Genomic DNA, 8,877 nt, shown 5'->3' with positions numbered 1-8,877 from the left:
CCATGCTCGGCGTGCTGGCGCGGCTGCATCACCTGACCGGCGACCGGCTCTATGCCCTGCGTGCGGATTCGCTGATCGCCGCCTTCACCGGCGAGCTGCAGCGCAATTTCATCCCGCTCGCCACCTGGTTGAACCAGGCCGAGGACCGGATGGAGCCGCTGCAGATCGTGGTGATTGGCGCGAAGCAGGATCCGGCCACCACGGCGCTGCTGCGTGCGGTGCATGGCCGCTCGCTGCCCGGACGGATGCTGCTGCGCCTCGACCCCGGCACGGCGTTGCCGGACGGCCACCCCGCCGCCGGCAAGACCATGGTCGACGGGCGGCCGACCGTCTATCTCTGCCGTGGTCCCGTGTGCCAGGCGCCGGTCACCACCCCGGAGGCCCTGCTGGAGCTGATCGACGCATGAGCCGGATCACGACCAAAGCCCCTGTCGAACGCGCCACCGCCACGATCGACACCCCGGTCGGGCCGGTGCGGGTCACCGTGGCCGACGGCGTCGTCGCCGCGGTCGACCACACCCAGGATGCGCCGGACGACACCCTTCCGAAGGACAAGCTGCTGCGCAAGGCGATCCGCCAGATCGAGGACTATTTCGCCGGCAAGCGCCGCGGCTTCGACCTGCCGATGGCGCCGGCCGCCAGCCCGTTCCAGGCCCGGGTGCGGCAGGCCATCATCGACATCCCTTATGGCGAGGCCGCGTCCTATGGCGGCGTGGCCCATATCCTGGCCAGCGGCCCGCGCGCCGTCGGCCAGGCCTGCGGCCGCAACACGCTGGTGCTGCTGGTGCCGTGCCACCGGGTGATCGGCGCCGGCGGCGCCCTCGGCGGCTATGGCAGCACCTCGGGCCTCGAGCGCAAGCGTCGGCTGTTGGCGTTCGAGGGGTATGAGGGGCGGTTCTAGAGCGGCCCCTCAGGCGGCGGCGATGTCCGTGTGCGCGAAGCCATCGCCTTTGAACAGCAGGGGCGATCGATAGTAGCGGGCGCAGGCATAAGCGAAGCAGTCGGCCATATCGAGCTGCGCGGGATGCCCGCGCCCCTTGCCGTACTGGGCGAAGGCGGCCAGGGCCATCGGCCCGGCCGAGGCCGGGATCGACAGGACGTTGATGCCCATCAAGTCGAGGAACCTGGCAACCGCGTCCGCCGCCACATCCACGTCCAGCGCGAGGATGCGCGCCACCGCGGCGCCGGCCTCGAACACGGCGATGGGCGAGGTGATCGGCGCCTTCTCGGCCTTGGCGAGCCGGTTGGCGAACGCGGCCGCATCCTGTTCATCGGTCATCATGGCCACCAGGACCGAGGCGTCGACGAACATCACGGCGTCCCGTCGAGGCCGTCGAAGAATGCCTTGTCCGCCGGCTGCCCTTTTTCCGGGTTGCCCAGCTGCCGCAGGTTGCGGCAGAACTGCACGGCGAGATCGGCCTTCGCGGGTTTCGCCAGTTCATGGGCGAGCTCGCGCGCCAACGCCTCATGGACAGCCTCGGTCAGGCCGACGCCCTTGGCTTTCGCGACCTTGCGCGCGAGAGCATCCGTTTCCGGATTCTTGATGTGGAACGCCACGGTGTAGCCTCGTCGGTGTATCCGTCTATCCCGTATGGTGTATCCCGGCTTGCGGTTCGCCGCAGCCTGAAACTCTCCATCCGGACGCGGGTGGGGGCGACCGGCCAAGGCCGGGAAAAATGCAAGGCTTTTGAGCTTTCCTGCGGCGGTCCGGGCCGCGTGGATGCTTCCGCACCATGGTCTTCCAGCCACCGTGACAACCCCCGCGCCGTGCGGTTATCGTCCACCCCGATTGCAAACGACCGCTTCGTCCAACGCAACGCTCGAGGGAGAGCGCATTCATGGCGACAGTCACCATCACCGCTGCCGACGGCGGCCGCTTCAACGCGTATCTCGCGCGGCCGGCCTCGGGTTCCGGGCCGGGCGTGCTGGTCATCCAGGAGATCTTCGGCGTCAACGCGGTCATGCGGCAGATCTGCGACGATCTCGCCGCCCAGGGCTATGTCGCCCTTTGCCCGGACCTGTTCTGGCGGCAGGAGCCGGGGGTCGACATTACCGACAAGTCGAAGGCGGAATGGGACAAGGCCTTCGCCCTGTTCAACGGCTTCAACGAGACGGCCGGCGTCGAGGACCTGATCGCTTCGCTCGCCGCGCTGCGCGACCTGCCGGAATGCACCGGCCGCGCCGGCGCGCTGGGCTATTGCCTGGGCGGCCGCCTGGCCTTCCTGATGGCCACCCGCTCGGACGCCGATTGCGCCGTCAGCTATTACGGCGTCGGCATCGACAAGCTGCTGGGTGAGGCCGCGGCCATCACCCGGCCGCTGCTGCTGCACATCGCCGAGAAGGACCAGTTCGTGCCGCCGGACGCCCAGGCCCAGATCCGCAGCCGCATGGCGTCGCTGCCGACGGTCACGGTGCATGCCTATGCCGGCCTCGACCACGCCTTCGCCCGCAAGGGCGGCGACCATTTCGACGCGGCCGGCGCCACCCTGGCGAATGACCGCACCGCCGCCTTCCTGAAGACCCATCTCGGCTGAGGGGGACACACCATGGTCCACGCCATCCGTATCCATGAGACCGGCGGCCCGGAGGTGATGCGCTGGGAGGCGGTCGACGTGCCGGCCCCCGGCCCGGGCGAGCTGCGCATCCGCCACACCGCAGTCGGCCTGAACTATATCGACACCTATATCCGCAGCGGGCTGTACAAGACGCCGCTGCCGCTGGCCCTGGGGCAGGAGGCGGCGGGCGAGGTCGTCGCCGTTGGCCCCGATGTCACCGGCTTCAAACCCGGCGACCGCGTCGGCTACGGCAATGGCCCGACCGGCAGTTATGCCGAGGAGCGGGTGATCCCCGCCGACAAGGTGGTGCACATCCCCGACGCTGTGAACGACCGCACCGCGGCCGCGATCCTGCTGAAGGGGCTGACCGCCTGGTACCTGCTGCGCCGCACCTTCCCGGTACAGCCCGGCCAGACCATCCTGTTCCATGCCGCCGCCGGCGGCGTCGGGCAGATCGCCTGCCAATGGGCCAAGCATCTCGGCGCCACCGTGATCGGCACCGCCGGCGGACCGGAAAAGGTGGCGCTGGCCCGCGCCGCCGGCTGCGACCATGTGATCGACTATTCGACCGAAGACTTTCCCGCCCGTGTCCGCGCCCTCACAGGCGGCAAGGGCGTGCCCGTGGTCTATGACGGCGTCGGCAAGACCACCTTCGACGGCTCGCTCGACTGCCTGTCGCCGCGCGGCATGATGGTGACCTTCGGCAATGCCTCCGGCCCGATCGCGCCGATCAGCCCGCTGGTGCTGTCGCAGAAGGGGTCGCTGTACCTGACACGGCCGACGCTGGGCAGCTACATCGCCACAAGGCCGGAATACGAGGCCGCGGCGGCGGAACTGTTCGACGTGGTGGCCAAGGGCGCGGTGAAGATCTCGATCGCCCAGACCTACCCGCTGCGCGAAGCCGCCCAGGCCCATCGCGACCTGGAAGCCCGGAAGACGACCGGTTCGACGGTGCTGCTGCCGTAGGATCGCAGCCCAACCTACGGCCTCTGGATTTGCTCCGGGGACGACCGCACAATTCACTCTCCCCCTCCCCTTGCGGGAGGGGGTAGGGGGAGGGGTGTTTTCTCGGTGGTCGATCCGTTCGTCCGATCCCTGCGCCGATATCCGACCGAGGGTGAGCGCCTGCTGTGGCGGCAGCTGCGGGGCAAGAAGGTTGGCGATCTCCGGTTCCGGCGACAGTTCCGGCTGGGCGCCTATATCGTCGATTTCGTCTGCCTGCCGGCACGGCTGGTGATCGAGGTCGACGGGCCGTCGCATGAACTGACGATCGATGCCGACGAGAGGCGGACCCGATGGCTGGAAGGCCAGGGATTCCAGGTGATCCGCTTCACCAATGAACAGATCCTTCATCGGTTGCCGGACGTGGTTGAGGCGATCGCAGCGGTGCTGGTCCTGGGGCCGACCTTGGATTGACGGAGCTGGCTCGGGTCGGCGGCACCCCCTACCCCCTCCCGCGAGGGGAGGGGGAGAGTGGATTGCGGGTTCGCTTAGCTCTTACGGCACGGCCACCGCGGGCGCGGCGTAGGCGCGGAGGAAGGCGTCGACACCGCTGCGCAGGCCGCGTTCGATCCGCTCCTCGCTCGGCAGGTCGATGCCGAGTTCGATCCGCATCTTCATGTGGCCGAGGATCATGGCGCCGAACTGCTCGGCCGCCAGCTCCGGGTCGTCCACCGCCAGCTCGCCGCGCTCAGTGGCGGCGGCGAAGAAAATGGCCAGGTACGCCTTGCCCTGCCCCGGGCCGGCCGCATACATCATCCGCCCCAACTCCGGGAACCGCACGGCCTCGGCCATCACGTTGCGGTACACCTTGACCACGTCGGGGTTCAGGATGAAACGCAGCAGCGTGCCCCCGGCCTCCATCAGCGCGGCGCGCAGATCGTCGGGCGGCGGCGACATCGCTGCCAGCTGCTCGTACACCCGGCAGGCGCTGCCGACCATGGCCGTGAACAGCTCTTCCTTGCTGGTGAAATGCGCATAGAGCGTGGCCTTGGACACGCCGGCCTCCCGCGCGATCGCATCCATGCTGGCCACGCCATAGCCCTGGTCGAGGAAGATCCGGTAGGCCGCCTGCAGGATCTGGGCTGGCTTCCGGCTGGCGGCGGCTGGCGGCGGAAGCGGATCGAGAAGGCAGTGGGTCATGGGCACGCAGGTTATCTCAAAGGCAAACTAAACTGAACCGTTCAGTTTGATCTTGACAACAGATAGGCCGAACAGCAACGTTCGGCAATAAGACTGAACGGTTCAGTTCATCCCCCTCGGTGCCCCTCCCATGCGCAAGCCCATCATCGTCGTCGGCGCCCTGATCGTCCTCGGGGGGGCCGGCTATTTCGGTTACCAGTGGTGGACCGTCGGCCGGTTCCTGGAGACCACCGACAACGCCTATGTGCAGAGCGACACCAGCACCCTCAGCCCGCAGGTCGAGGGTTCGGTCGTCGCCGTACCGGTCACCGACAACCAGATGGTCAAGGCCGGCGACCCGCTGGTGCGGATCGACGACCGCGATTACCGGGCGCGCCTTTCCCAGGCGAAGGCAGAGCTGTCGGCCCAGCAGGCGACGCTGGCCTCGATCGAACAGCAGCTGGCGCTGCAGGATTCGATGATCGCCCAGGCCTCCGCCACCGTCGACCAGACCACGGCGACCCTGGCGCAATCCGGCAACGACCTGGAGCGCGCCCGCCGGCTGTGGGACTCCCGCAACGGCAGCCAGCAGGCCTTTGAGGCCGCCGACACCGACCAGAAGCGCGCCACGGCCGGCCTGGCCAGCGCCCGGGCCGCCCTGACCAACCAGCAGGGCCAGACGGCGATCCTGCAAGCCTCGCACCGCCAGGCCCAGGCCCAGATCGAAAAGCTGACCGCCGCGGTCGATCTGGCCCAGATCAGCCTCGACCGCACCGTGATCCATGCGCCGTTCGACGGCGTCGTCGGCAACAAGGGCGTCGAGGTCGGGCAGTATGTCCGGCCGGGCACGCAGCTGCTGTCCGTGGTGCCGCTGCCCAGCGTCTACATCGTCGCCAATTTCAAGGAAACCCAGCTGGCCGACATGCGGGTGGGCCAGACCGTGTCGCTGTCGATCGACGCCTATCCGGGCAAGGCCCTGGCCGGCAAGGTCGAAAGCTTCGCCCCCGCCAGCGGCGCCGAATTCAGCCTGCTGCCGCCGGAGAACGCGACCGGCAACTTCACCAAGGTGGTGCAGCGCGTGCCGGTGCGGATCGCGATCCCGATCGACAACCAGCTCAGCGGCCTGCTGCGCCCCGGCCTGTCGGTCGGCGTCTCGGTCGACACGCGGGAGGAGGGGACCGGCCCGCTGCTCGCCAGCGGCATCTTCGGCGCCGCCATGGCGGCCGAGTTCCGCAAATGACCACGACGACGGCGGACACGCTGCCGGCCGGCGCCCCGCCGGCCCCGGCCGCGGCGAAGAAGGCCGGGCCGTCGACGCGCGAGACCTTCGGCTTCTTCATCATGGTCGTCGGCATGTTCATGGCGATCCTGGACATCCAGATCGTCTCCAGCTCGATCAGCGAGATCCAGGCCGGCCTGTCCGCCAGCCCGGACGAGATCAGCTGGGTGCAGACCGCCTATCTCATCGCCGAAGTGGTGATGATTCCCTTGTCCGGCTTCCTGTCGCGGCTGTTCTCGACCCGGATCCTGTTCGTCATCTCGGCGGCCAGCTTCACCCTGTCGAGCGTCGCCTGCGCCATGGCCTGGAACATCGAATCGATGATCCTGTTCCGCGCCGTGCAGGGCTTCCTCGGCGGCGCCATGATCCCGACCGTCTTCGCCGCCTCCTTCATCTTGTTCCCGCCCGAGCGGCGCGCCGGCGTCTCGGTGCTGATCGGGCTGGTCGCCACCATGGCGCCGACCATCGGGCCGACGCTGGGCGGCTACCTGACCCAGGCGTTTTCCTGGCACTGGCTGTTCCTGATCAATGTCGTGCCCGGCATCATCGTCACCGTTGGCGTCTGGCTGCTGGTCGATTTCGACAAGCCGAACTTCGCCCTGTTCAAGGGCTTCGATTTCGCCGGGCTGGGCCTGATGGCGACGTTCCTCGGCAGCCTGGAATACGTGTTCGAGGAAGGGCCGCGCTACGACTGGCTGGAAGACCACGCCATCTTCAGCTTCGCGGTGATCGGCGTGCTGGCCGGCATCGGCTTCTTCCTGCGGGTGCTGACGGCGAAGAACCCGATCGTCGATCTGCGCGCCTTTGCCGACCGCAACTTCGCCGTCGGCTGCCTGTTCAGCCTGATCATCGGCGTCGGCCTGTATGGCGCGGTCTATATCGTGCCGCTGTTCCTGGCCCGCGTCCGCGGCCTGAACAGCCTGCAGATCGGCGAGATCATGTTCGTCACCGGCCTGTTCCAGTTCGCGTCGGCGCCGATCGCCGGCATGCTGTCGAAGAAGCTGGATTTGCGGGTGATGCTGGGCATCGGCCTGGTCGCCTTCGGCACCGGCGTCTACCTGATGACCTGGATCACGGCGGATTGGAGCTTCTGGGAGCTGTTCTGGCCGCAGGCGATCCGCGGCATGTCGCTGATGCTGCTGTTCCTGCCGATCAACACCCTGGCGCTGGGCACCCTGCCGCCGGACAAGATCAAGAACGCCTCCGGCCTCTACAACCTGATGCGCAACCTCGGCGGCGCCTTCGGCCTGGCCGGCATCAACACCGTGATGATCGACCGCGCGGTGCTGCACACCTCGCGCATCGCCGACCACATGACCATGACCAACCCGCAGGTCCAGGCGACGATCGACACCTTCACCCAGAAATTCACCGCCGCCGGGCTGGCCAACCCCGACATCGCCGCGGTCAAGATGCTCGACAACATGGTGCTGAAGCAGTCGCAGGTGCTGACCTTCGCCGACTGCCTGCTGCTGATGGCATCGCTGTTCTTCGCCGGGCTGCTGCTGATGCCGCTGCTGCGCGTGCCGAAGAAGGCGGGCCCGGGTCCCGCCGCGGCGGCCGAGGCGCATTAGGGTGTTTCACGTGAAACACCCGGTCGGCGGCTGACTCAGCCGAAGCTCGCCCCGTCCGCGCCATAGCTGTTGATCAGGCGGCAGCTGTCCTTATCATATTGGATCACCACGCTGCCCGGCCGCCCGGCCAGCTTCACCCAGATCTGCCGCTGGGTGAAGGCCTGGATGTTCGCGTCCTGCACCGGCTGCTGATAGATGCTGCCGACCGACGCCGCGCTCAGCCGGAAGCCCGCCAGCTGCGAGGCGATCGCCGGGGAACATTGATTGCCACCCAGCGCCCGGTCGACGGTCTGCACCAGGGCCGCATCGGGCGTCGCCGGGGCCGGGCCGCCGGAAATACAGCCTGCCAGGGCGATGGTGCCGAGCATCGCGGCGGCTGATCTGATCGCGCTCATGCTAACCCTCCTCATGGTTAGGTTGGCATCAGATATGTTGCCGATTGTGCCGGTCGGCAAGGCCGGAATGAAAACGGGCCGCCGATCCTGCGACCGGCGACCCGTTTCTGTGCCCTGACGCGCGAGAGGCGCGTTACTGGTTCATGCTGTCGAAGAAGTCGGCGTTCGACTTGTTGTGCTTCAGCTTGTCCATCAGGAATTCCATCGCATCCGTCGGGCCCATCGGCATCAGGATCCGGCGCAGCACCCACATCTTCGACATGGTGGCCTTGTCGACCAGCAGCTCTTCCTTGCGGGTGCCGGACTTGCCGATGTCGATCGCCGGGAAGGTCCGGCGGTCGGACAGCTTGCGGTCCAGGATCAGCTCGGAATTGCCGGTGCCCTTGAACTCTTCGAAGATCACCTCGTCCATCCGGCTGCCGGTGTCGATCAGCGCGGTGGCGATGATGGTCAGGCTGCCGCCTTCCTCGATGTTGCGCGCGGCACCGAAGAAGCGCTTCGGCCGCTGCAGCGCATTGGCATCGACACCGCCGGTCAACACCTTGCCGGAGGACGGCACCACCGTGTTGTAGGCGCGGGCCAGGCGGGTGATGCTGTCGAGCAGGATGACGACATCCTTCTTGTGCTCGACCAGGCGCTTGGCCTTCTCGATCTCCATCTCGGCCACCTGGACGTGGCGCGACGCCGGCTCGTCGAAGGTGGAGGAGACGACCTCGCCCCTCACCGACCGGTCCATATCCGTGACTTCTTCCGGCCGCTCATCGATCAGCAGCACGATCAGGATGGCGTCCGGATGGTTCTCGGCGATCGAATTGGCGATGTTCTGCAGCATCACCGTCTTGCCGGTGCGCGGCGGCGCCACGATCAGGGCGCGCTGGCCCTTGCCGAGCGGCGAGACCAGATCGATGATCCGGCCCGTCATGTTCTTCTTGGTCGGGTCGATCAGCTCCATC

Annotated in this window: 11 protein-coding genes and 1 pseudogene; 7 read left to right on the top strand and 5 right to left on the bottom strand. The window is 67.7% G+C overall.

The genetic code is table 11. The features are described from left to right. Positions 1 to 407: pseudogene (locus tag AC3XYG_RS13345) on the top strand (thioredoxin domain-containing protein); the annotation flags it as partial. Further along, positions 404 to 901: a methylated-DNA--[protein]-cysteine S-methyltransferase gene (locus AC3XYG_RS13340; RefSeq protein ID WP_489140326.1), complete on the top strand. Its 498-nt coding sequence runs from the start codon at positions 404 to 406 to the stop codon at positions 899 to 901. The pseudogene AC3XYG_RS13345 and the gene AC3XYG_RS13340, both read left to right, overlap by 4 nt. A gap of 9 nt (positions 902 to 910) precedes the next feature. On the opposite strand, the gene AC3XYG_RS13335 is transcribed toward AC3XYG_RS13340, so the two are convergent. Together AC3XYG_RS13335 and AC3XYG_RS13330 are read right to left on the bottom strand one after the other, a co-directional pair. Next, positions 911 to 1,312: a type II toxin-antitoxin system VapC family toxin gene (locus AC3XYG_RS13335; protein WP_489140325.1), complete on the bottom strand. Its 402-nt coding sequence runs from the start codon at positions 1,310 to 1,312 to the stop codon at positions 911 to 913. Continuing rightward, on the bottom strand, positions 1,312 to 1,557 hold the full coding sequence (locus AC3XYG_RS13330) for a type II toxin-antitoxin system VapB family antitoxin (RefSeq protein ID WP_489140324.1): 246 nt from the start codon (positions 1,555 to 1,557) through the stop codon (positions 1,312 to 1,314). Before AC3XYG_RS13330 ends, AC3XYG_RS13335 begins: the two co-directional genes overlap by 1 nt. Before the next feature lie 281 nt (positions 1,558 to 1,838). Here AC3XYG_RS13330 and AC3XYG_RS13325 point away from each other — a divergent pair, with 281 nt between their 5' ends. The 3 genes from AC3XYG_RS13325 (at position 1,839) to AC3XYG_RS13315 (ending at position 3,971) form a co-directional block, all read left to right on the top strand. Then, positions 1,839 to 2,534 carry a dienelactone hydrolase family protein gene (locus AC3XYG_RS13325; protein ID WP_489140323.1) on the top strand — a complete coding sequence of 232 codons (696 nt, stop codon included), beginning with the start codon at positions 1,839 to 1,841 and terminating at the stop codon, positions 2,532 to 2,534. 12 nt (positions 2,535 to 2,546) lie between these two features. Continuing rightward, complete coding sequence (locus AC3XYG_RS13320; RefSeq protein WP_489140322.1) at positions 2,547 to 3,521, top strand: quinone oxidoreductase family protein; 975 nt, start codon at positions 2,547 to 2,549, stop codon at positions 3,519 to 3,521. A 105-nt stretch (positions 3,522 to 3,626) separates the two neighbouring features. After that, positions 3,627 to 3,971: an endonuclease domain-containing protein gene (locus AC3XYG_RS13315; RefSeq protein ID WP_489140321.1), complete on the top strand. Its 345-nt coding sequence runs from the start codon at positions 3,627 to 3,629 to the stop codon at positions 3,969 to 3,971. 81 nt (positions 3,972 to 4,052) lie between these two features. Here AC3XYG_RS13315 and AC3XYG_RS13310 read toward each other — a convergent pair whose 3' ends face one another. Continuing rightward, the gene (locus AC3XYG_RS13310) at positions 4,053 to 4,697 is read right to left on the bottom strand and encodes a TetR/AcrR family transcriptional regulator (RefSeq protein WP_489140320.1); all 645 of its coding nucleotides are present in this window, start codon (positions 4,695 to 4,697) and stop codon (positions 4,053 to 4,055) included. Positions 4,698 to 4,827: 130 nt separating this feature from the next. On the opposite strand from AC3XYG_RS13310, the gene AC3XYG_RS13305 reads away from it, so the two are divergent. Together AC3XYG_RS13305 and AC3XYG_RS13300 are read left to right on the top strand one after the other, a co-directional pair. Next, a complete protein-coding gene (locus tag AC3XYG_RS13305) occupies positions 4,828 to 5,916 on the top strand; it encodes an HlyD family secretion protein (protein WP_489140319.1) in 1,089 nt (362 codons plus the stop codon). Then, complete coding sequence (locus tag AC3XYG_RS13300) at positions 5,913 to 7,529, top strand: DHA2 family efflux MFS transporter permease subunit (protein WP_489140318.1); 1,617 nt, start codon at positions 5,913 to 5,915, stop codon at positions 7,527 to 7,529. Before AC3XYG_RS13305 ends, AC3XYG_RS13300 begins: the two co-directional genes overlap by 4 nt. Before the next feature lie 35 nt (positions 7,530 to 7,564). On the opposite strand, the gene AC3XYG_RS13295 is transcribed toward AC3XYG_RS13300, so the two are convergent. Together AC3XYG_RS13295 and rho are read right to left on the bottom strand one after the other, a co-directional pair. Beyond that, a complete protein-coding gene (locus AC3XYG_RS13295; RefSeq protein WP_489140317.1) occupies positions 7,565 to 7,924 on the bottom strand; it encodes a hypothetical protein in 360 nt (119 codons plus the stop codon). A 133-nt stretch (positions 7,925 to 8,057) separates the two neighbouring features. Next, on the bottom strand, positions 8,058 to 8,877 hold an 820-nt coding region (gene rho / locus AC3XYG_RS13290), incomplete at its 5' end, for a transcription termination factor Rho (RefSeq protein ID WP_489140316.1).

Source organism: Inquilinus sp. (assembly GCF_057815775.1).
Note: the sequence above shows the minus strand (reverse complement) of the source record. Positions and strands in the feature narration are given on the sequence as shown.

Excerpts from the sequence above, each read along its gene's own strand:
- AC3XYG_RS13305 (WP_489140319.1), top strand. The coding sequence starts at position 4,828 with ATGCGCAAGCCCATCATCGTCGTCGGCGCCCTGATCGTCCTCGGGGGG.
- AC3XYG_RS13300 (WP_489140318.1), top strand. The coding sequence starts at position 5,913 with ATGACCACGACGACGGCGGACACGCTGCCGGCCGGCGCCCCGCCGGCC.
- AC3XYG_RS13310 (WP_489140320.1), bottom strand. The coding sequence starts at position 4,697 with ATGACCCACTGCCTTCTCGATCCGCTTCCGCCGCCAGCCGCCGCCAGC.
- AC3XYG_RS13320 (WP_489140322.1), top strand. The coding sequence starts at position 2,547 with ATGGTCCACGCCATCCGTATCCATGAGACCGGCGGCCCGGAGGTGATG.
- AC3XYG_RS13335 (WP_489140325.1), bottom strand. The coding sequence starts at position 1,312 with ATGTTCGTCGACGCCTCGGTCCTGGTGGCCATGATGACCGATGAACAG.
- AC3XYG_RS13295 (WP_489140317.1), bottom strand. The coding sequence starts at position 7,924 with ATGAGCGCGATCAGATCAGCCGCCGCGATGCTCGGCACCATCGCCCTG.
- AC3XYG_RS13340 (WP_489140326.1), top strand. The coding sequence starts at position 404 with ATGAGCCGGATCACGACCAAAGCCCCTGTCGAACGCGCCACCGCCACG.
- AC3XYG_RS13325 (WP_489140323.1), top strand. The coding sequence starts at position 1,839 with ATGGCGACAGTCACCATCACCGCTGCCGACGGCGGCCGCTTCAACGCG.